The organism is Rhodococcus sp. IEGM 1406 (assembly GCF_030056745.1).
GTDB lineage: Bacteria > Actinomycetota > Actinomycetes > Mycobacteriales > Mycobacteriaceae > Rhodococcus_F > Rhodococcus_F erythropolis.
This window is the reverse complement of sequence record NZ_JASHKO010000008.1, coordinates 109,899-129,690: the sequence shown is the minus strand read 5'-3', so window position 1 is coordinate 129,690 and position 19,792 is coordinate 109,899. Positions and strand designations below refer to the sequence as shown.

Below are 19,792 nucleotides of genomic sequence, written 5' to 3'. Positions count from 1 at the left end.
TCTTCGCTACTTGGTGGGCGTCGAGGTGACCGCCCTGATGCTGAGTTCGCCGTCTGCTTCATCGCCGCACGCGCAGTCACAGTCACCACCACAATCGCCGGGATTGCAGTCGCCGGCGTAGCTGTCGTCATCCGCGTCGCAGTCGAGGGCTCCGCCGAAGGATTCAGCAAAATCGTCGTCGAGTTCGTGAGTGAAATCGTGAACCTCGTCGATCAAGTTCAGCAGATGTTGTGGAGCGAAGGGGTCCGCGTCGAGCATCGTGGAGACCAGCAGGTGGTCGCCGCTGAAAGCGAAGCGCAGGCGCGGCCATTCCTGCGCGAGTTCGATCAACCGGGTTGCAGCGTGCGAGGGATTGCCGAGGCCGGTCAGAACCGAAGACCAGACGTTGATCTGAGGGCCGTCATCCGCAACTGTCACGTAGACGACAAACCCGTGAACCGGCACGACGATGTCGCCGTCGTCATCGGTGGCAGGCTCACTGCCCAGTAGTTCGGCGAGGGTCTGGACGCACAGGCGAACCAACTCGTCGCGCTCGTCCGTCACCAAGGCAATTGCGCCGTTGATATGGAGGGGCTGGTCGGCGGTCGTGTCTTGGTCGCTCATGGATCCTCATGTTCTGTGCCAGTCCGAGCAGGCGCTGGGCACTGTTTCGTGCGGTAGCTGTCAGGTCTACGGTAATCGGCGCACACTATTGTCCGCGCAGTGGATGATTGAAGATGCCTGGCTAGGTCCGCACTGATCAGGACTTAACAGCCGACCAGCGACGTCATGCGAGCCCCGACAAATCGGGCAACCTTGTGGCAGTGAGTATCTCGGCTGTCGGTAGGTAGATCTAGCCTCCATACATGACGGGTCAGCGAGTTCGGCGAGCTTCACATCTGCGTTTGGTACCTGCATATCAAGCGGCGCAAAGCCAGATGAAGGTCCTTACGCCGAGGCAGATGCGGAATCAGCGTCGACGGCCGGCGGCGGCGAACTTTGTCATGCGGATCGAAATCGATTGCATCACGCCGCCTATTTGGAGACGGTTTTCGGTTCCGTCGAATATCGAACTGGACCAGCTTCATTCGATTGTGCAGGCGGTGATGGGATGGGGAGATCAACACGCTCATCAGTGGGTGAGTGTCCATCATTCAACGGACAATGGCCCAGATCGGTATATCGCGCCAGAGGTGATCGAGCGCGACGGATACCAGGAAGACGAGTTTGGTGAGGACGAAGTCCGGATCGACGAGGCAGTTACCGCGGTCGGGGAGTACGTCCGTTATGAGTACAACGCCCGCGCAAGGTGGAGTCACACGTTGGTTCTCGAGCAGATTGTCGAAGACCAGCCGATTTCTGAGCCATCTTGTCTTGACGGTGCGAGGGCGTGCCCGCCGGAGGATTCTGGCGGTCCGATCGGGTATCGCGAGTTCCTGAACGGGCAGGCGAGTAATGGACTGTTCGATCCCGAACGTTTTGTTCCCGCAGAGTCCAATGCAGCGGTCACCATTGCAGTGGCATTGCATAAGTCACCGCCTGTGGGAAGCTCGCTGTTCGAGAAGTTCTTGCGCCGCTTGTCTGTTCATTCCGCGCCGAAACTGTTTGCCGCAGTTGCCGAAGCGGAGCTTCGTGGCGGATACGACAACTACTTCGAGGTGATGCGTGAAGGAGCAACCCGTCAACTGCTGTGGCTGCTGAACTCCGCGCGAGGTGGTGGGATTGTCTTGACGGCATCCGGGTCACTGCCTCCGGCCCTTGTTGCGTATGCCCGAGACGAACTCGATTGGGGCAGTGACTGGATCGATGTCACGGCAGGGAGTGACTCGCAATTAGCAGTACTCGTTGAAGTCGCAAAGACACTGAGATTTGTCCGGAGACTCCGAGGCACATTGATTCTGACTCGACTCGGCGCGTCAGTGCTTGCATATGAAGGCGAGCTGTGGCGTCACATCGTGACGGCCATGCCGTTGGGAAAGGGCGAGTTGGGGCAGGAAGCCGGCCGAATTCTGTTCCTTACGTTGGCTGCCGGCTTGTCGGAGTCCGAACGTAGTGAAGTGATGATCGAAGGCCTCACGGCATTGGGTTGGTCGACAACAGACGGAACACGACTCGGAGACGACGATTGGACGTGGATGGTGCGAGATACTCTCGTGTACCTGCGAATGATCGGGGCGATTGTCTCCAATCCGCTGGACGAGCATGTTTCCGCCGATCCCGAGTGGGGCCGACGGTTTGCCAGGATGGTCCTGTCGAAGTAGCTGAGCGCTCGAATCGAGCATCGATTTCAATCGATGCGGAGTTGTTATATGTGCTGGAAGCGCATGATTTTCCTGCGGCGGAAACATGAATATTTTCAGGTGGAAAAATGTTGGAGTTTTTGTTCGAAATTGCCATCATGCTATGGTCCATTCTCAGTTGTTGAATTGCGTGGTCGAGCCAAAAGCTTGCGCAGAAGATTTATTTTGTGGAGGTTGGGTTTCCGAAAAGACGAAGTGCGTGTTGCTAGTCAATTGAATATGTGACCGGTGTTGGTATGACGGTCGCTCCTAGGGCGTGCAGAAGCGAAGCGCAAAGATCCTGAACAGGGGTTTTTGCGCGTTGTTCTGCCGATTATGTGCGAAGGATGTGGCATGTGACGGGGTCCGACATGGTCCAGTTCAGTACATTGGTAATTGTTTCACTGCTTGTTGCTTTTTATGGTGGAACTTTTCTGATTTCTCTTCGTATTGGTAAGAAGCAGGAAAATGCCGACGGTTTTATGACCGCCGGAAACAAGTTAGGATTTGGTGTTTCGGCCGCGAGTATGACGGCCACCTGGATTTGGGCGTCGTCGATGTATGCATCCGCCACTTCTGGCTACACCTACGGAATCTCCGGCCCCATTCACTACGGTTTATGGGGCGCGTTGATGATTCTCTTCATTTATCCGTTTGGCCAGCGAATTCGCAAAGTAGCGCCGAAAGCCCACACACTGGCTGAGGTCATGTACGCGCGGCACGGACGCTCGAGTCAGCTGATGCTCGCGGGCTCCAATATCGTCGGTAGTCTCATCAGTTTGATGTCGAACTTCCTCGCTGGTGGTCTGCTGATCGCGTTGCTTTCGCCGTTCAACTTCATCCAGGGTGTGTTCATCGTTGCGCTGGGCGTTTTGCTGTACACGCTGTGGTCGGGCTTCCGTGCTTCGGTGTTGACCGACTTCGTTCAGCTGATCGGAATGCTCGGTGCGGTAGCGGTTTTGGTGCCGTTCATCTTCTTTGCGTCGGGGTTCCCGGCAGCCTTCGAATCCGGGGCAGGCAACCTTACTGCTGAGCAGGGCAACTTCTTCTCGAGCGTTGCCTTCTTCGAACAGGGGGCGCCGTACATCGCGGCAGTTCTTGCCTACGCAATCGGCAACCAGACCATTGCCCAACGTCTGTTCGCGGTCCGCGAAGACCTGATCAAGCCCACCTTCATCACCGCAACCGTGGGATATGGCGCCACGGTCATCGGCGTCGGAATGCTGGGTGTTCTCGCTCTTTACCTCGGAATCGAGCCGATGGATGGTGACGTCAACAACCTGATTCCGCAGATGGCCGCGTCGTACCTGCCCGGAATTTTGCTGGCTGTCTTCTTTGTCATGATCATCGGCGCGCTGTCATCGACGGCAGACTCGGACCTTGCTGCGCTCTCGTCCATCGTGATGACCGACGTTTACGGCCAAGCCGTCGCAGGCAAGGCTAATGCGAACCCTCGACGGATGCTGCTCATCGGCCGAGTAACGATGATTGTTGCCACGGCGGCCGCTATCTCCTTGGCAAGTCTGCAACTGAGCATTCTGGATCTGTTGGTGTTCGTCGGCGCGCTGTGGGGCGCGCTGGTGTTCCCGGTTATCGCGAGCTTCTATTGGGGAAAGGTCACCAACAAGGCCTTCACTGTGTCGGTGCTGGTGGCTCTTGCTGCCTTCTTGCCCGTCCGATTCAGTTGGGTGCCGATGGATGGGATGTTCGGGATTCTCTCCGACATCGTTGCCGTTGTCGGCATCGGAGTGGTGCTGGGGCTCATGGTATTTGGATTCTTCGGTCTGAAGGTTGCGCAGATCGTCGGTGGCCTGGCGATCGTGCTGTCCGCGCCGTTCGCGATCGGCTTCCTGCACGACTATCCAACGCTCAGCGGATCTTTGGTGGCCTATGCCGTCAGTACCGTCGTGTGCTTTGCGATGTCCGTCAATCAGCGTGAGACGTTCGATTTCGAACTCATCAAGCAGCGGACCGGAGACTTCGACGATGACGAGTTTCCTGCTGTCGGAGCGCCCGGAAAGTAACCGTCGAGACAAGTGGAAGGAATACGGATGAGTACAGCCCTACTGACCATTTATGTTCTGATCTGGCCGGCGTTGGTCTTGGTCGTGCTGGGAGTCATCAGCAAGGGATTCTTCAAGGATTGGGCAACTGCTCGCCGCAACGGTGAGGATCTGGTCTAACTCTTCACGCCGCCACCGACGGACTTCTTGTCGGTGGCGGCGGTCATATTGCGTCGGACACAGGGGTCGGCGTTATAGTTGCTCAGTGCAACACGACGGAGCAATGGCGCTCACCGGTCCACCAGCTGTTCATGACGAGCTGGTGCACCTCACGCGGCAGCTGATGACGGGGGATCGGCATTCCGATGATCACCCGTCGATCGCGCAGCATTCCTTCCTCTCCTTCATCGGCCGCAACGACGGCTGCAAGGCCACGGAGATCTCCGAAGTCTTCGGCGTCAACCGCTCGACCATCTCGCGCCAAGTTCGCGGCTGCATCGAGGCAGGCTGGGTGTATGCCGATCCGGGATCCGTTCGTCAGGGCAATCCGCTGCACCTCACAGAGGCTGGCCGCAAATACCTCGACGCCGCCGACGCGCGTCGGCTCGACCAAGTCGCCGGCAGGCTGCACGATTGGACCGAGTCCGAGGTCGCAGACTTCGCCCGCGCACTCCACCGCTTCAGAATCAGCATCGAATCGCAGACCAACGGAGATGACACCCTGTGAGTGAGTACAGCGCCAAAGCCCAGTTCACCATCTCCGACAACGAGTCTGTGGTGCACACCGTCTTCACTCACGCCGAGCGCACGCCAGATCTGACGGTGTTCTCCCGCCCCAAGGGCGAGGGTTGGGTAGATGTAACGGCTAAAGAGTTCGCCGAGCAGGTCACCGGCGTCGCAAACGGGCTCATTGCCGCTGGCGTGCAGGCAGGCGACCGCGTCGCACTCCTCTCTGCGACCCGATATGAGTGGACGCTCTTCGACTTCGCCATCTGGGCCGCCGGCGCCGCCACCGTCCCGATCTACGATTCGTCGTCTCAGGGCCAGGTCAGCTGGATCCTCGAAGACTCCGAGGCCGTCATCGCGATCGTCGAAACCGGTGCGCACGAGCAGCTGTTCCAGGACGCGCCAAGCTCTCTCAAGGCCGTCATGCAGATCAACGACGGAGCAGTCGAAAAGCTGACCGCACAGGGCGCCGACGTTGACGACACCGAGTTGAAGAAGCGACTCGCGGGCATCAAAGCCGACGATCTGGCGTCACTCGTCTACACCTCCGGCACCACAGGCCGTCCCAAGGGATGCATCCTCACACACCGCAACTTCCTGTCCGAGGTGCGCGGGATTCTCACTGCATCGATCGGCAAGGTTGCGGTTCCGGGAAACCGAGTCCTGACCTTCCTGCCGCTCGCTCACGTACTGGCCCGCGCGGTGTCCCTCGCGACGTTCGAAGCTGGTGCGTCGCAGGCCCACTGGTCCGACTTTGCCACCATCACAACCCAATTCGAGCGCTACAAGCCCAACACCATCCTCGGTGTTCCGCGTGTCTTCGAAAAAGTTCGTGACGGCGCAGCACGCAAGGCGGAGTCCGGTGGAAAGATTCCCGGCGCGATCTTCGCCTTCGCCGAAGCCACTGCAAAGGAATACAGCCAAGCGCTCGACAAGGGCGGTCCCTCGCTGATCTTGAAGGCGAAGCACGCAGTCGCAGACAAGCTCGTGTATTCGAAGCTTCGTGCGGCTCTCGGCGGCGAGTGCTGGTTCGCGATCTCCGGCGGCGGCGCCCTCACTCCTGAGTTGGGGCACTTCTTCCGTGGGCTCGGAGTTCCGATTTACGAGGGCTATGGCCTCACGGAAACCACAGCGGCGCACTGCGTCAACGTCCCGGGTGCTCAGAAGATCGGAACCGTCGGACAGCCGATGGGCGGCAACGGGGTACGCATCGCCGAGGATGGCGAGATCGAACTCAACGGCGGGGTTGTCTTCAAGGGCTACTGGAAGAACGACAAGGCCACCGAAGAGACATTCGTCAACGGCTGGATGCGAACCGGTGATCTCGGTGAACTCGACAGCGACGGTTACCTTTCCATCACCGGACGCAAGAAGGATCTTCTGGTGACGGCGGGCGGCAAGAACGTCTCGCCCGGCCCGATGGAAGACCGTATCCGTTCGCATTCCATCGTCTCGCAGGCAGTTGTCGTCGGCGACGGGAAGACCTACATCACGGCGCTGTTGACCGTCGACCCTGAGGTGTTCGAGAAGTGGAAGTCGGAGAACGGCAAGCCTTCCGGTGCCACCGTCGCCGAACTACGTGATGACAAGGACCTTCGAGCGGAGCTGCAGAAGGCTGTCGACGACGCCAATGCTGCTGTCTCGCATGCGGAGTCGATCAAGAAGTTCGTCATTCTCGATCGCGATCTGACCGAGGAGGACGGTGAGATGACAGCGACGCTCAAAATCAAGCGCAATGTCGTCGTCGATCGGTTCTCGAAGGAGATCGAAGGAATGTACGCGAAGAGCTAGGCGCGTTTGGGGAACTGCTCGCGGTACGCCATCACGTCATCGAGGCGGAACCTGCGGTGGGTGCCGCGTAGTTCGATCGGGAGTTTCCCGGCGTCGGCGAGTTTGCGCACATACGTGTCCGAAACGCCGAGGATCTCTGCTGCCTGCGAGGTGGTGAGGAGTTCTGCAACTGGCCCGAGGGCGACGCTGTCCCCGGCAGCGAGGTAGGTCAGGAGCTGCACGACGGCGTCGCCGACCGACGGTGGAATCTCGATGCTCACGCCGTCGAACACCAGCGTGGTCGTGTCCGTCGAGGTTGCGGCTCTCTCGGCCAGGGCCGTTTTGATTCGCTCGGCAGCATCGCCGTCGACTGCGGAAACGATGTGGTCGATGCTCACGCGGTATATCTCCGATCGAAGGCAGTGTTTCGCAAGCATAGACAGCGACAGTGTCCGTCGGCACGCTGGATGGCACTGTGTGCGTTGCATTACATGAGTGCCGTGAGTGGAAAACGATTTACCCACGTAGATCGGAATTCGAAGGTTTTGGCGCCCAAAGATATTCGACTCGACGCATATGTAACTCACCAATCTTGGTGTACCCGCAAGTAACATCCTCAGTGTGGCTAGACGATCGGTAACGGTGAGATTCGACGTAGAGGAACTGAGGGCCCTAGAGACCCTCCAAGAGCTCACGGGCGCGGACATTTCCAGCGTCATACGTGAAGCTGTGATCGAACATGCGCTTCGATGTGTTGCACAGGGAAAGCCCCGCGACATCGCCGAGCGACGCAAATCGCTGACCTTGCAGGAAGCCTTCGCCAAGTATTCCGCGTTGTGCACCGACGAGGAGCGGGAAGCGTCGTAGCGCTCTGCCGATGCGGCGGTGACTGGTTGAGTTCACAGTGATTCTGACTGTGGCGCTGGGTAGTTCGTTCGAGGAATATTGCGGCAACAGAAGTGTTGCGTAGACCTCTGACAGGAGCTGGCCAGTGACGGACGTCCTCGAACTCTCCACCGATGTATTGGTGATCGGTGGTGGCCCCGCCGGCGCGTGGGCGGCGTTGCGTGCGGCCAAGGCCGGTGCAGACGTCGTCCTGGTCGACAAGGGATACTGCGGAACGAGTGGCGCGACGGCCCCATCCGGAACGGGTGTTTGGTACGTCGAGCCGGATACGACTGCCCGTGAGCGGGCAAAGGCCGGTCGTGAGGCGCTCGGCGGATATCTGGCCGACCACCATTGGATGGACCGCGTCCTCGAGCAGACCTACTCCAACATGGATCTCCTCGCGGTGGAGGGTAGATATCCGTTCCCCGTCGACCCCAGCACGGGCAAGCAGATACGTACCGGCTTGCAGGGACCTGAATACATGCGACGGATGCGCACCTGGATTCGTCGAGCCGGGGTGCGGATCCTCGACCATTCGCCGGCACTGGAGTTGTTGGTGGACGGCGAGGGCCGAGTTCGCGGAGTCGCCGGATACCAGCGTCACGAACATCAGGACTACCGCGTCTCGGCAGGCGCGGTAGTGGTCGCCAGCGGAGGTTGTGCGTTTCTGTCCGGTGCGCTGGGCACCAATGTCGATACCGGTGACGGTGCATTGATGGCAGCCGAAGTCGGAGCGGAGTTCTCCGGCATGGAGTTCTCGAACGCGTACGGGATCGCGGCGGCCGGATCGACGATCACCAAGACGGCTTACTACGCGTACGCGACGTTCTTTCACGCAGACGGAAGCGTGCTCGAAGGTGCCGGTTCGGCGAAGGGGAGGTCCGTCATCGCCAGCACGTTGCGGAACGAGCCGGTCTTCGCGCAGATCGATCGGGCCGACGCTGAGGTGCAGCGTCGAATGAGGCTGGGGCAACCCAACTTCTTCCTGCAATTCGATCGCCGCGGAATCGATCCCTTCACCGACAAATTCGAGGTCGGCATGCTCGCTGAAGGCACGGTGCGCGGCACTGGGGGAATCAACGTCGTCGACGACGATTGCGCGTCATCCGTTCCAGGACTGTTTGCCGCCGGGGACGCTGCGACCCGAGAGCGAATCTGCGGAGGGTTTACCGGCGGGGGAAGTCACAACGCCGCGTGGGCGATGTCTTCTGGTTCATGGGCAGGAACCGGTGCTGCGCGCTACGCGCTGTCGCTCGGACGCGGATCTGCTGGTGGTCTTCGCGGAGCCGGAACCGTCGGATTGCGTAATCCGGCACGAACCGGGTTTACTGCCGACGATGTGGTGAAAGCTGCTCAAGCGCAGCTGATTCCCTTCGACAAGAACTACCTCCGCAGCGGTGATCGAGTATCCGCAGCGCTCGGTGAGCTCGAATCGCTCTGGGGTGCAGTGAGTGCGGATCTGGGCGCCGATCCTGCAGGTCGGATGGCGGCGCGGCAGGCTGCCGCGATCACGGCCGTCGGTCGCTGGATGTACCACTCGACGTTGGCGCGGACCGAGACTCGGGGAATGAGCAAGCGGGACGATTATCCCGAACTCGATGTGACGCAGCACCATCACGTCCTCACCGGCGGTTTGGATTCGGTGTGGACCCGGACTTCTGAATCTGTCGGGTCTGCACTGGTGGCGTCATGATCGAGCTGGTGTCCGCGCCTGACTGCATCGGCTGCGACAAGTGCGTAGATGTGTGTCCTACAGATGTTTTCGATCGGACGCCGTCGGGCGTCCCGGTGATTGCGCGCCAATCGGATTGCCAGACCTGCTTCATGTGTGAGGCATATTGCCCGACGGATGCGCTGTATGTGCATCCGCAATCCACGCCGTTGGAAACGGCCGATGTGATCGAGGACGATCACATCGGCCGCTACCGAGAGAAGATCGGATGGGGCAAAGGGCGGGCACCTGGGTCCCTGACTGCGGTGGGCCCGGAGGTGCCCCGTCCGGTTACGACCTGACGAGAATCTTGACTGCAGTGTCGTTGTGCTCGATCAGAGTGGTGAACCCTTCGGAGATCAATTCTTCGAGCTGAATACGACCGGTGATGAATGGCGCCAGATCGACGACACCGTCCTGGACCATCTTGATGACCGCTTCATGGTCACGTACGTACGCGATGGTTCCGCGTAGATCGATTTCCTTGAGGACCAGCTTCTGCATGTCGATGGTCGCGGGCTTGCCCCAAATCGACACGTTGACAACAACTCCAGCAGGCCGGACCGTGTCGAGCATGGTGTCGAGGACCGCGTTGACGCCTGCACACTCGAAACCGATGTCTGCGCCGATGCCTCCGCTGAGTTCGAGGACACGCGCCTTGACGTCTTCGGTGGTGGGATCGATGACGTAGTCGGCGACTCCACTGGAGAGGGCCTTGGCCTTGCGGGCTTCGCTGAGTTCGGTGACGATCGTCGTGACACCCAGCCCTTTGAGAACTGCCGCGACGAGGAGTCCGATCGGCCCGGCGCCGCCCACAATTGCAACGTTGCCGCTTTCGGCTCCACTGCGTACGACCGCGTGATGGGCGACGCTCAACGGTTCGATGAGGGCTGCCTCGTCGAGCGGGATGTTGCCGATCTTGTGGATCCAGCGACGGTCGACGACGACCTTCTCGCTGAGCCCTCCACCGCCGCCGGCCAAGCCGATGAACCCCATCGTCGTACACAGGTGGTAGTTGCCCGCCTTGCACGGGGCGCACTCGTTGCAGACGAAGTACGGCTCGACGACGACATTTTCGCCCACCTCGACGTCCGTGACGCCTTCGCCGACCTCTTCGACGGTGCCGGAGAACTCGTGGCCCATCGTGACCGGCGCATTCTCGTGTGAGAGTGGATGCGGGTGTCCGGGTGCGGAGATGAAGATCGGTCCCTCGAGGTACTCGTGGAGATCGGTGCCGCAGATTCCGCACCATGCGACCTTCAGCTTGACTGTTCCTGGCCGCAATTCGGGCTCAGGGATCTCTTCGATCCGGATGTCTTTCTGCCCGTGGAACCGTGCTGCCTTCATTGATCCGCACCTCACTTCGTTGTGAATCCCCTGGTAGATCGACGTTAGGCCGATTGTTGGCGTGGGTGAAGGGTTGCAACGGAATGCAATGGGGTGGAACCGATCGGTCCTAGGGAGCGTCCAATACTGTGAGCGGGCCGCGAATGAGGGGGAGTGCTGTGGGAGTGAGGGGTGCAGTGGTCTTGGTCGCGGCCGCGCTGTTGGTTGGGGGTTGTTCCTCGACGGTCGAGGGGCATGCAGTACGAGCCGACGAGGCTGTTGGGCTATTTGACCCTTGTGGCGGCATTAGCGACAGCGCCTTGCGGTATGTCGGCGTTGATCCGGCGACTGAGGAACGCGGGATTCTTGGAGTTCAGATTCCACGATTTGAAATCTGCTCTTGGGATGGGACGGGAATTTCGCTGAGCGTCTGGTCAACTGACCACACTCTCGACGAAGTCGAAGCGAACACCAACAATGCCGATGTAAGGGCTGCGAATGTTCATGGCGGCCCTGCTATCAAATTCGGGCAGCGTGACGATGCGACCGGACAGATTTGCTCTGTAGCTTGGACGACCAATCAGGGGGTGCTGATCGTTCGGATCGCCCCAGACTTCGGTGAGACGCCAATCGACCCGTGTGGCCTCGCCTCGACGATTACCGACAAACTCTTCCCGGAGCTCCCCAGATGAATCGCTCGCTTGATGAAGGTGGTGCTACGCATGAGTTCAAATGAGGACTCCGGGGCCGAGGTTTCGTTCTCGCTGGATCCGGACACGGCGCGATTGCTAGTTACGGCATGCGGCGAATACCAAATGACGTTGGAGCATTTGTCTGTTGCTGCTGCGAAACTGAGTTGGGTTGGTGGTTTAGGGACGCTCGCATCAGGTCGAGCGCTTCAGACGAAGTTCGAGGAGAAGGCCGTCGGTGGCCACGATGCGCTCGTCGATGTGTTGGCGAGTCATATCGCGGTCGTGGAGGCAATGCAGGCTCAGTTTCAAGCCTGCATCGACAACGCATTGGATCAGGAGTCGTCGAACGTGTCGACTTTGAGGTCGGTCGACCTGCCAAATTGAGGCAGCGAAGTGTCGCTGGAGTGTCCGGGCAGCGAATGAGGGGGAGTGCTGTGGGAGTGAGGGGTGCCGTGGTCTTGGTCGCGGCCGCGCTGTTGGTTGGGGGTTGTTCCTCGACGGTCGAGGGCGAGGCTTTCCCTGTCGATGTGATTGGGATGTTTGATCCGTGTGAGGTTCTCAGCAATGAGGAATTGGAGAAAGTCGGAGTTGACCCGGCAACAAAAGAGGTTGACATCGTTGACACGCATATCGATGGTTTCAACATTTGCTCGTGGAACGGTGAGTGGTACTTCTTGTCTCTGACATCGACCGATCATTCACTCGTAGAGGTCGAACAGAATCCAGTCATGCGCGACCTTCATCGAGCCCAAATCGCCGGGCGCGAAGTTCTGAAATACCAGGAACGCAATGACAAAACAGATTCTGCTTGCAACGTCGCCTTCGCGACCTCTCAATCCACTGCGATGATCCGCGTCGGCGCCAAGGTCGGTGTGGCGCGCCCCGAGACGCCGTGCACGCTGGTGGAACGAATCGCCGAGACAGTGATTCCATTGCTCCCGTGACAGCGGTCCTGATTGCAGCTACACCCTCGAATACAGGAGTCACATGTCGAATTTGTATCTCGATGCCAAAGTCGCCGGCGAGCTGATCGCGGCTTGCACTGAACTCCGCGCGCAGTTCGAGGCAGCATTGAACTCCGCCGCACTACTCGGTCAATTGACAGGGTTTGGAACCCTAGGATCCGCACAGGCCCTACAGGCTAAGTTCGAGGAGAAGGCCGTCGGTGGCCACGACGCGCTCGTCGATGTGTTGGCGAGTCATATCGCGGTCGTGGAGGCAATGCAGGCTCAGTTTCAAGCCTGCATCGACAACGCATTGGATCAGGAGTCGTCGAACGTCTCGACTTTGAGGTCGATCGACCAACCGAACTGAGTCAGTGGATGTGTTGCTGCCAATCGGCTGGGACACGACCCTTAGGTCCCGGCGTCGGCTGATCTACGGGATGTGAAGTGGGCGCCGCCAATTCAGGTCCGTCGTACGCCTCGTTGGTTTCGAAGCTCCAGAACCAATCCTCACCGGGTTCGTAGCTCTGCATGAACGGATGCTTTGTCGAGGCCGCATGCTTGCTCGCGTGCTGTGACGGTGAGGAGTCGCAACACCCCACGTGACCGCATTGCGCGCATCGACGCAGGTGCACCCACCAACCGCCGCTCGCATCGCATTCGACGCATCCCGCGCCACTGGGCGGCACACTCGGATCGATCCCCGCTGGAAGTCCGTCGGTCATGGTCCACCCTCTCGCTGACTGAAGTCGGTCATTTCATCGTGCGCTTTGCCTACCGGCCGTGCAAGGGCGACTAGTCGTCGCGCGTATCCTGCGGTGGGCCCGCGATGGGCAGCAAAACTCTGAACCGGGTGTTACCGGGCTCCGACGTGACCCGAAGCTCACCACGATGCTTGCCGACCACAATTCGCCACGAAATATCAAGGCCGAGACCGGTTCCCTCACCAACAGGCTTAGTCGTGAAGAAGGGTTCGAAGATCCTGTCGATGACGTCATCGGGAATCCCGGCGCCGGTGTCGCAGATCTCGATGCACACGCGGTCACCGTCGCGGCTTGTCCGAACGGTGAGTGTTCCCGATCCGTCCATGGCAGACACCGCATTGTCGATGAGGTTGGTCCACACTTGGTTGAGTTCGGCGGCGTAGGCGTCGATCGGTGGCAGCGCGAGGTCGTATTCCTTGACGACTTCGATTCCGCTTCCGATCTTTTGCCCCAACATGATCAACGTGCTGTCGAGCAATTCGTGGACATCGATGGTCTGGAAGGGAGCGCGGTCCATCTGTGAATACTGTTTCGCCGCACCGACGAGCGTCGAGATTCTCGTTGTGGAGTCGGCGATCTCGTTCATCAGTAGTTCGGATTCGATGGTGTAATTCAGCCAGCGAATTGCGCCTTCTAGCACCGACTCGTCTACGGCTGCAGCAACATTCTCGAGCCAAGCGGTATCGAGACCAGCCTGCACGAAGGTCGGAGCCAGATCCCAACCCTCTCGAATCGAATGATCCTCGAACCATTCACCCAACGAATCCTCTCGATCCGAGGCTTCGAGGGGAGTGAGCGTCGGCGCCTTGGCGACAACCTCTGCAACTTCCTCTTGAAGTCGCATGAGAGTGACGAGGGCATCGCGGTCGTAGGTGCCCGATGCAACCATCCCCAGTTTGTGGCGCATGCCTGCGACACGCTCGCGCAAAGAGGCTGTCGCTCGAACCGCTGCGGCTGCAGGGTTATTGAGCTCGTGAGTCAACCCGGCCGACAGTGATCCGAGTGCAAGGAGTCGCTCTCGCTGATCGATGATCTGCTGAGTGTTCTTCTTGCCGAAGAAAACACCTTCGAGTAGATGAACCGCCATTGGAAACCACTCGCGCATCGCGTTGCCGAACTTGTCGGCGTCCAGGACGAAAAACGTCGAAGGAGTCGTCACTCGCATCGACCCCGCGTAGACCTGCGGTACACGATCGCCGAGATACGCCGTCCAGCCTCCCGAGTAGACGCCGCGCTGGGTGGTCCTGTTGATCTCGATGTCTTCGCCGCCCGACAGCTTGGACAGCACCACCTCGCCCTCGATGAGGACGTAGAAGCAGGTGGCAGGCTCACCTTCGAGGTAGACCTGACCTCGATCGATCTCGGTGATATGGCCTGCCTGGCACAGTGATTCGAGTTGATCGTCGGTGAGCTTCTCGAACAGGAACAGGGTGCGGAGCAGGTCGGGGCTGCATTCAGGAATGGACATCGAATCTCCCTATTGTTGAGCGAGATAGCGGTGGACGAACATCACGGCCATCGCGCCCTCTCCGACGGCCGACGCGACGCGCTTGGCCGATTCGGCGTGTACGTCCCCGGCAACAAACACTCCGGGGACACTGGTTTCGAGATGATGTGGTGCGCGGTCGAGCGGCCACCCGTCCGGGGTGACGCCTTCGGACGGAAGGTCCGGGCCGGCAAGAACGAAGCCATTTCCGTCGCGGACCACCACGTCGCCGAGCCAGTCGGTCAGGGGAGCGGCACCGATGAAGATGAACAACCACTGAGCATCGACAGTGTCTTCTTCTCCGGTGGCTCTGTTACGCAGTGTGATTCGTTCGAGGTGATCGTCACCCTCAGCGCCGACTACCTCCGTGCACGTGCGCACGGTGATCTTCGGATTCTTCTCGATCTGCTGAATCAGGTAGTACGACATCGAGGCTTCGAGCGAGTTGCCGCGAATGAGAATGGTGACTGACCGAGCTCCGCGGGAGAGGTAGACCGCAGCTTGGCCTGCCGAATTGGCGCCGCCGACTATGTACACATCCTGCTCGCTGCACCGAGCGGCTTCGGTGACAGCTGACCCGTAGTAGACCCCTCGCCCGGTGTATGTATCGAGCCCCGGCGCCGAAAGTTGGCGATAGGAAACACCTGTCGCCAAGATGACCGAATGAGCGTCGACCGACGAACCGTCGTCGAAACGCACTGTGCGGGCCGAGCCGTTGATTTCCAAACCGGTGACGTCTCGCGCGGTGATGACCTCGGCGCCGAACTTGGTTGCCTGGCGTCTTGCGCGATCGGCCAACTGTGCGCCGGAAACTCCGTCGGGGAAGCCGAGGTAGTTCTCGATTCGAGAGCTCTGGCCGGCCTGACCGCCAGTCGCCCGCCGTTCGATGAGAACCGTCCGAAGTCCCTCCGAAGCGCCGTACAGAGCAGCGCCCAGACCCGCAGGGCCGCCGCCGATGACAACGAGATCGTAAAAGTCTTCGGAGAGAGTGGTACTCAACCCGAGTTTGTCGGCGAGTTCGGCGTCAGTGGGCTCGACGAGGACATCCCCATTGGATGCGATGACGACGGGAAGCCGCAGTTCGTCGGTACCGGCAGCCGAGAGCAGTCGTTGGCCTTCCGGCTCGTCCGACATGTACCAGCGATAGGCAAGTTGGTTGCGTGCCAAGAATTCTCGGACGTCGGATGATCGCTCGGACCAACGATGGCCGATCACCTTGGTTTCCTCGGCGGGGTGATGACTCGAGCTTGCCCAGGCATCAAGCAGCGCATCGATGACGGGGTACAGCTTCTCTTCCGGCGGATCCCAAGGCTTGAGGAGGTAGTGGTCGAGGTCGACTACGTTGATGGCGTCGATCGCAGCATCAGTATCGGCGTAGGCGGTCAGTAGAACGCGCCGAGCTACGGGATACAGGTCCATTGCCTGTTCGAGGAACTCGATTCCACTCAAACCGGGCATGCGGTAATCGGCGACGATCACTGCGACTGCATCGCCGCGAAGTTTCATTTCGCGCAAGGTTTCGAGAGCCTGGTCGCCGGACTCCGCACGAATGATTCGGTACTTCTCGCCGTACCGCTTGCGGAGGTCTCGAACGACGGCACGCGAAACACCAGGATCGTCGTCGACGCTGAGGATCGCTGGTTTGGCCGGGGCTTTCGGTGCGCTCACTCGGTGCCTTCCCGAAGTTGTAGTCAACCTCTCCAGTATGCGACTGCTGAGCTGAGCGTCAATCGCTGGAGATGCGCTCTGAGTGAACCAGCGATCGTGACCTGGGAATTTCAAGATTGCGGGAACCGATCCGGCCTCCGATGCATCCAATACAGTGGGTCCACATCAACAGGGGGTGCCATGCGGGGGTCGGTGGGGGTTGGGCGACTGCTCATGGCTGGGATGTTGGTGTGGGCTGCGGCAGGATGCAGCTCAGTCGTGGAGGGGGCGGCTGAGCCTGCATCCGGCCAAGAGGGTTTGTTCGATCCGTGCAAGGACATCCCGGACTCGGTTCTGGAAGAAGTGGGGCTTGATCCGTCGACTGAGGAAGTTGACATCGAGGGCGTCGAACAACCCGGCTGGAAGATCTGTTCGTGGACCGAATCTTGGTACTACGTAGTCCTTTTCTCGAATCGGTTCACGATCGACGAGGTTGAGGAGAATCCCGACTACATCGGTTTCCAGGAGATATCGTTGGATGGACGTCCGGGCGTTCGGTACCACCGGGTATCCGACGATGAAATCGGCAAGTGCTACGTCGCATTAGAAGCGAAGCAAGGTTCGATTTGGATCGTGGTCGAGAAAAAGGGAAGCGCCGAAATGCAAGGCGCGACGTGCGATCTTGCAACTAGTTACGCGACGGCACTCGAAGGTTACGTGCCTAGGTAGCGGTGATGGAGAGCGCGTGAATAGGACGTTGGGTCGAAGAGTGCGTTGTTAGCACCGAAGTGGATCGGATGGATTTGATGGCTGGATTGGGGTTCGATCAGCTGGCGATAGATTTCGACTCGGCAAAGAGAGTCGTGGCGGCTTTCACTACCCTGAGGGAAGAGTTGGATGCTGCGCTGCGATCTGTTTCGGACCTCAGAGAGGTCAAAGGGATGGGAACTTTGAAGTCAGGACAGGACTTGGCCGCGAAATTCTCCAAGAAGGCCGTCGGCGGTGAAGATTCGTTGGAGAAGTCGTTGACCAGCCACATCCAGGTGGTCACCGAGATGCGGGACTTCTTCCAGCAATGCGTCGACCGCTACGGCGAAGTCGACGACTCGAATGCCTCTGCACTGGCAAGCGTCGACACCCCTCGATAGACACAAAAAATCTCGCTGAGCCGATGGCATTCGACTCAGCGAGACTTGGGTAACGACTAGCTGGTTGGCAGGGCCTTCAACGACTTGACGGTGGCGTCGACCGCGCGCGCAGCCTCGGCGCCCTTCTTCACGAAATGCGTGCTGAAGTAGTCGACGTGCTCGGCGTGCTCGTGGAAGTGATGCGGCGTCAAGACCACCGAGAAGACCGGAACGTCGGTGTCGAGCTGCACGCGCATCAGACCGTCGATGACAGCCGTCGCCACGAAGTCATGCCGGTAGATACCGCCGTCGACGACCAGACCTGCGGCAACGATCGCCTGGTAGCGGCCGGTCTTGGCCAACCGCCGGGCGTGCAGCGGGATCTCGAAAGCTCCCGGTACCTCGAAGAAATCAACCGTGTCCTTGGGGTAGCCGAGCTCGACGATCGCGTCGGTGAATCCGTCACGTGCACGGTCGACGATGTTGCGATGCCACGTCGCCTGAATGAACGCGATGCGCTGTCCCTGGATCTCACTCATAACCATGAAACTAGCGCACTGGGAAGCATCGACGCGACCACCCGTCCTAGTCCTGCTGACGGGGGAAGGCGGTCGAACGACCCCATCCGGCGTCATTGGTGAGGTGCTCGAGGAGAGGCTGAATTCGATACGGAAGGGGATTGGTCAGAGCGATGGTCGTGGTCGAATGCGTGACGCCTGGAAGTGACACGATCTGCTCGGCCAACTTCTGCAGCGCCGCGTGCGTCGAGGTGGCGACGCGAACGAGCAAATCCTCGCGACCGGTTGTGGCGTGAATTTCGATCACCTCGGGCAACTCGGTCAGACTCCGAGCGACTGCGCTGATCTTGCCCTGCTCGAGTTCCAGACCGACAAATGCCTGAATCGGGATACCGACCTCGGGGAGATTGAGATTCGGCCGAAACCCGGTGAGAAGTCCGTTGGATTCCATGCGCTTCATTCGCGACTGGACGGTGTTGCGGGCGACGCCCAACGAGTTGGCCAACTCGGCCACACTCATCCTCGAGTCCTTGCTGAGCAGTCCGAGCAACTGGACGTCGAGCTTGTCGATGCTGAGCACTTTGTGAACCTCTCCTCAGTGATATGGGTCACTGGATGATCGAATTGACTAGTTCAAGAGATTTGCATTGACCAAATCGTAGCTCAGGCAGAGCATTGGTTCCACGAATTGCTCAGCGGGATTCTCTTTGGGTTATTTGTCCCCAATAGTACCCAACGCCCATTTCGTCCCAATGTTTCGACTGCACCCCGTTTATCCTTCGGAAAGGTCTATCCCACAATGACTCTCACCGCCGAGCCCGTGAACTCTGTTGTTTCCCATGACGACACTGCGGGCGTGTTCGATCGCGCCGACTACCTGCGCGATTACCCCCACGAGCAGGTGAGCTTCTTCCAGGATCCCGCGAGCGGCCTCAAGGCCATCGTCGCCATCCACTCCACGACGCTCGGCCCCGCGCTCGGCGGAACGCGCTTCTACCCGTACTCCGACGAATCCGCCGCAGTCACAGACGTTTTGCGTCTCTCTCGCGGAATGACCTACAAGGCTGCGGTTGCCGGCGTGGACCTCGGCGGCGGCAAGGCCGTCATCATCGGCGACCCCGCAACGGCCAAGACCGACGAATTGCTCGGCGCCTACGCAAAATTCGTCCAGACCCTCGGCGGCCGCTACATCACCGCTGGTGACGTCGGAACCAACTCCAACGATCTTGACATCATCGGTCGTAACACCGACTTCGTCGTCGGCCGCAACGCTACGGTCGGCGGTTCCGGCGACAGCGCTCCGATGACGGCCCTCGGCGTATTCCAGTCGATGCGCGCCGCGGCACAGTCGCATTGGGGCACTCCGTCGCTCGCAGGCAAGACTGTTGGTGTCGAAGGCACAGGCAAGGTCGGCTACGAGCTGATCAAGCTCCTCCTCGCAGACGGCGCGACCGTTCTCGCGACCGACGTCAACGCCGCAGCGCTCGACCGCGTCAAGGCTGACTTCCCGCAGGTGAGCATCGTCGACAGCATCATCGACGCCGATCTCGACGTTTACGCACCCTGCGCGATGGGCGCAACCCTCACCGACACGACCGCACGCTCGATCAAGGCCGAGGTTGTCTGCGGCGCTGCCAACAACCAGCTCACCGTGCCCGAGGTCGAGAACATTCTCCGCGACCGCGGCATCACCTGGACCCCCGATTACGTCGCCAACGGCGGCGGCCTCATCCAGGTTGCCGGCGAGCTGAAGGGCAACTCGGCCGAAGAGGTCAAGCTCAAGGTCGAGAAGATCTTCGACACGGTCACCGAGATCTTCGCGAAGTCGAAAAACGACGGAATCCTCGCCGGCGAGGCTGCTGACGCGGTCGCCGAGGCTCGGATCGCAGAGGCAGCTCGCGTCGCCAAGGGCTGACATCCCTCTCGCAGTCA

At 59.8% G+C, this 19,792-nt stretch carries 23 protein-coding genes; 15 read left to right on the top strand and 8 right to left on the bottom strand.

The window, feature by feature from the left end:
- Positions 1–6 precede the first annotated feature (6 nt).
- The gene (locus tag QM596_RS28705) at positions 7–603 is read right to left on the bottom strand and encodes a T3SS (YopN, CesT) and YbjN peptide-binding chaperone 1 (RefSeq protein WP_283310499.1); all 597 of its coding nucleotides are present in this window, start codon (positions 601–603) and stop codon (positions 7–9) included.
- Between the two features lie 338 nt (positions 604–941).
- Here QM596_RS28705 and QM596_RS28700 point away from each other — a divergent pair, with 338 nt between their 5' ends.
- The 5 genes from QM596_RS28700 (at position 942) to QM596_RS28680 (ending at position 6,778) form a co-directional block, all read left to right on the top strand.
- A complete protein-coding gene (locus QM596_RS28700; protein WP_349307334.1) occupies positions 942–2,240 on the top strand; it encodes a plasmid pRiA4b ORF-3 family protein in 1,299 nt (432 codons plus the stop codon).
- 389 nt (positions 2,241–2,629) lie between these two features.
- Positions 2,630–4,282: a sodium:solute symporter family protein gene (locus tag QM596_RS28695; RefSeq protein WP_283310548.1), complete on the top strand. Its 1,653-nt coding sequence runs from the start codon at positions 2,630–2,632 to the stop codon at positions 4,280–4,282.
- Positions 4,283–4,309: 27 nt separating this feature from the next.
- Positions 4,310–4,441 (top strand): putative transporter small subunit, encoded by a 132-nt coding sequence (locus tag QM596_RS28690; RefSeq protein WP_003941363.1) that lies wholly within the window; start codon positions 4,310–4,312, stop codon positions 4,439–4,441.
- A 103-nt stretch (positions 4,442–4,544) separates the two neighbouring features.
- Positions 4,545–4,988 (top strand): MarR family winged helix-turn-helix transcriptional regulator, encoded by a 444-nt coding sequence (locus tag QM596_RS28685; RefSeq protein WP_007726042.1) that lies wholly within the window; start codon positions 4,545–4,547, stop codon positions 4,986–4,988.
- Entirely contained in the window at positions 4,985–6,778 is a 1,794-nt protein-coding gene (locus QM596_RS28680) for an AMP-dependent synthetase/ligase (protein ID WP_283310497.1), read from the top strand. The genes QM596_RS28685 and QM596_RS28680 overlap by 4 nt, the downstream gene beginning before the upstream one ends.
- Here QM596_RS28680 and QM596_RS28675 read toward each other — a convergent pair.
- Positions 6,775–7,155, bottom strand: a complete 381-nt coding sequence (locus QM596_RS28675) for a helix-turn-helix domain-containing protein (RefSeq protein ID WP_003941392.1) — start codon at positions 7,153–7,155, stop codon at positions 6,775–6,777. The genes QM596_RS28680 and QM596_RS28675 overlap by 4 nt on opposite strands.
- Before the next feature lie 244 nt (positions 7,156–7,399).
- On the opposite strand from QM596_RS28675, the gene QM596_RS28670 reads away from it, so the two are divergent.
- From QM596_RS28670 to QM596_RS28660, 3 genes are all read left to right on the top strand, one after another.
- Positions 7,400–7,624, top strand: coding sequence for a hypothetical protein (locus QM596_RS28670; protein WP_283310496.1), 225 nt, complete (start codon positions 7,400–7,402; stop codon positions 7,622–7,624).
- Between the two features lie 124 nt (positions 7,625–7,748).
- The gene (locus tag QM596_RS28665; protein ID WP_283310495.1) at positions 7,749–9,338 is read left to right on the top strand and encodes an FAD-dependent oxidoreductase; all 1,590 of its coding nucleotides are present in this window, start codon (positions 7,749–7,751) and stop codon (positions 9,336–9,338) included.
- Positions 9,335–9,658, top strand: coding sequence for a 4Fe-4S dicluster domain-containing protein (locus QM596_RS28660; RefSeq protein ID WP_007726052.1), 324 nt, complete (start codon positions 9,335–9,337; stop codon positions 9,656–9,658). The genes QM596_RS28665 and QM596_RS28660 overlap by 4 nt, the downstream gene beginning before the upstream one ends.
- Here QM596_RS28660 and QM596_RS28655 read toward each other — a convergent pair.
- On the bottom strand, positions 9,648–10,703 hold the full coding sequence (locus tag QM596_RS28655; protein WP_283310493.1) for a 2,3-butanediol dehydrogenase: 1,056 nt from the start codon (positions 10,701–10,703) through the stop codon (positions 9,648–9,650). The two genes, QM596_RS28660 and QM596_RS28655, sit on opposite strands and share 11 nt — an antisense overlap.
- Positions 10,704–10,879: 176 nt before the next feature.
- Here QM596_RS28655 and QM596_RS28650 point away from each other — a divergent pair, with 176 nt between their 5' ends.
- The 4 genes from QM596_RS28650 to QM596_RS28635 all read left to right on the top strand — a co-directional run bounded on the left by QM596_RS28650 (position 10,880) and on the right by QM596_RS28635 (position 12,688).
- A complete protein-coding gene (locus QM596_RS28650) occupies positions 10,880–11,374 on the top strand; it encodes a DUF3558 domain-containing protein (protein ID WP_051296052.1) in 495 nt (164 codons plus the stop codon).
- A 30-nt stretch (positions 11,375–11,404) separates the two neighbouring features.
- Positions 11,405–11,758 carry a hypothetical protein gene (locus tag QM596_RS28645; protein WP_232816907.1) on the top strand — a complete coding sequence of 118 codons (354 nt, stop codon included), beginning with the start codon at positions 11,405–11,407 and terminating at the stop codon, positions 11,756–11,758.
- A gap of 68 nt (positions 11,759–11,826) precedes the next feature.
- Entirely contained in the window at positions 11,827–12,318 is a 492-nt protein-coding gene (locus QM596_RS28640; RefSeq protein WP_230091180.1) for a DUF3558 domain-containing protein, read from the top strand.
- Between the two features lie 43 nt (positions 12,319–12,361).
- Positions 12,362–12,688: a hypothetical protein gene (locus QM596_RS28635; protein ID WP_113684045.1), complete on the top strand. Its 327-nt coding sequence runs from the start codon at positions 12,362–12,364 to the stop codon at positions 12,686–12,688.
- A gap of 1 nt (position 12,689) precedes the next feature.
- Here the strand turns inward: QM596_RS28635 and QM596_RS28630 are convergent, their stop codons facing one another.
- From QM596_RS28630 to QM596_RS28620, 3 genes are all read right to left on the bottom strand, one after another.
- Entirely contained in the window at positions 12,690–13,043 is a 354-nt protein-coding gene (locus QM596_RS28630; RefSeq protein ID WP_003941317.1) for a UBP-type zinc finger domain-containing protein, read from the bottom strand.
- Between the two features lie 70 nt (positions 13,044–13,113).
- On the bottom strand, positions 13,114–14,550 hold the full coding sequence (locus QM596_RS28625) for an ATP-binding protein (RefSeq protein WP_283310491.1): 1,437 nt from the start codon (positions 14,548–14,550) through the stop codon (positions 13,114–13,116).
- 9 nt (positions 14,551–14,559) lie between these two features.
- Positions 14,560–16,236 carry an NAD(P)/FAD-dependent oxidoreductase gene (locus QM596_RS28620; RefSeq protein WP_019749255.1) on the bottom strand — a complete coding sequence of 559 codons (1,677 nt, stop codon included), beginning with the start codon at positions 16,234–16,236 and terminating at the stop codon, positions 14,560–14,562.
- Between the two features lie 180 nt (positions 16,237–16,416).
- Between QM596_RS28620 and QM596_RS28615 the strand changes: the two genes are divergently transcribed.
- Both QM596_RS28615 and QM596_RS28610 read left to right on the top strand, forming a co-directional pair.
- Complete coding sequence (locus QM596_RS28615) at positions 16,417–16,944, top strand: DUF3558 domain-containing protein (protein WP_283310490.1); 528 nt, start codon at positions 16,417–16,419, stop codon at positions 16,942–16,944.
- A gap of 212 nt (positions 16,945–17,156) precedes the next feature.
- Positions 17,157–17,363, top strand: a complete 207-nt coding sequence (locus QM596_RS28610) for a hypothetical protein (protein WP_283310489.1) — start codon at positions 17,157–17,159, stop codon at positions 17,361–17,363.
- Between the two features lie 56 nt (positions 17,364–17,419).
- Here the strand turns inward: QM596_RS28610 and QM596_RS28605 are convergent, their stop codons facing one another.
- Both QM596_RS28605 and QM596_RS28600 read right to left on the bottom strand, forming a co-directional pair.
- Positions 17,420–17,881 carry a 6,7-dimethyl-8-ribityllumazine synthase gene (locus QM596_RS28605; protein ID WP_003941401.1) on the bottom strand — a complete coding sequence of 154 codons (462 nt, stop codon included), beginning with the start codon at positions 17,879–17,881 and terminating at the stop codon, positions 17,420–17,422.
- Positions 17,882–17,927: 46 nt separating this feature from the next.
- The gene (locus QM596_RS28600; RefSeq protein ID WP_003941343.1) at positions 17,928–18,440 is read right to left on the bottom strand and encodes an Lrp/AsnC family transcriptional regulator; all 513 of its coding nucleotides are present in this window, start codon (positions 18,438–18,440) and stop codon (positions 17,928–17,930) included.
- 219 nt (positions 18,441–18,659) lie between these two features.
- On the opposite strand from QM596_RS28600, the gene QM596_RS28595 reads away from it, so the two are divergent.
- Positions 18,660–19,775 carry a Glu/Leu/Phe/Val family dehydrogenase gene (locus tag QM596_RS28595; RefSeq protein WP_007726076.1) on the top strand — a complete coding sequence of 372 codons (1,116 nt, stop codon included), beginning with the start codon at positions 18,660–18,662 and terminating at the stop codon, positions 19,773–19,775.
- Positions 19,776–19,792 lie beyond the last annotated feature (17 nt).

Coding starts and splice junctions, on each gene's coding strand:
- QM596_RS28685 (WP_007726042.1), top strand. CDS start 4,545: ATGGCGCTCACCGGTCCACCAGCTGTTCATGACGAGCTGGTGCACCTC.
- QM596_RS28595 (WP_007726076.1), top strand. CDS start 18,660: ATGACTCTCACCGCCGAGCCCGTGAACTCTGTTGTTTCCCATGACGAC.
- QM596_RS28605 (WP_003941401.1), bottom strand. CDS start 17,881: ATGAGTGAGATCCAGGGACAGCGCATCGCGTTCATTCAGGCGACGTGG.
- QM596_RS28630 (WP_003941317.1), bottom strand. CDS start 13,043: ATGACCGACGGACTTCCAGCGGGGATCGATCCGAGTGTGCCGCCCAGT.
- QM596_RS28705 (WP_283310499.1), bottom strand. CDS start 603: ATGAGCGACCAAGACACGACCGCCGACCAGCCCCTCCATATCAACGGC.
- QM596_RS28610 (WP_283310489.1), top strand. CDS start 17,157: ATGGGAACTTTGAAGTCAGGACAGGACTTGGCCGCGAAATTCTCCAAG.
- QM596_RS28645 (WP_232816907.1), top strand. CDS start 11,405: ATGAGTTCAAATGAGGACTCCGGGGCCGAGGTTTCGTTCTCGCTGGAT.
- QM596_RS28635 (WP_113684045.1), top strand. CDS start 12,362: ATGTCGAATTTGTATCTCGATGCCAAAGTCGCCGGCGAGCTGATCGCG.
- QM596_RS28655 (WP_283310493.1), bottom strand. CDS start 10,703: ATGAAGGCAGCACGGTTCCACGGGCAGAAAGACATCCGGATCGAAGAG.
- QM596_RS28700 (WP_349307334.1), top strand. CDS start 942: ATGCGGAATCAGCGTCGACGGCCGGCGGCGGCGAACTTTGTCATGCGG.
- QM596_RS28625 (WP_283310491.1), bottom strand. CDS start 14,550: ATGTCCATTCCTGAATGCAGCCCCGACCTGCTCCGCACCCTGTTCCTG.
- QM596_RS28690 (WP_003941363.1), top strand. CDS start 4,310: ATGAGTACAGCCCTACTGACCATTTATGTTCTGATCTGGCCGGCGTTG.
- QM596_RS28695 (WP_283310548.1), top strand. CDS start 2,630: ATGGTCCAGTTCAGTACATTGGTAATTGTTTCACTGCTTGTTGCTTTT.
- QM596_RS28660 (WP_007726052.1), top strand. CDS start 9,335: ATGATCGAGCTGGTGTCCGCGCCTGACTGCATCGGCTGCGACAAGTGC.
- QM596_RS28615 (WP_283310490.1), top strand. CDS start 16,417: ATGCGGGGGTCGGTGGGGGTTGGGCGACTGCTCATGGCTGGGATGTTG.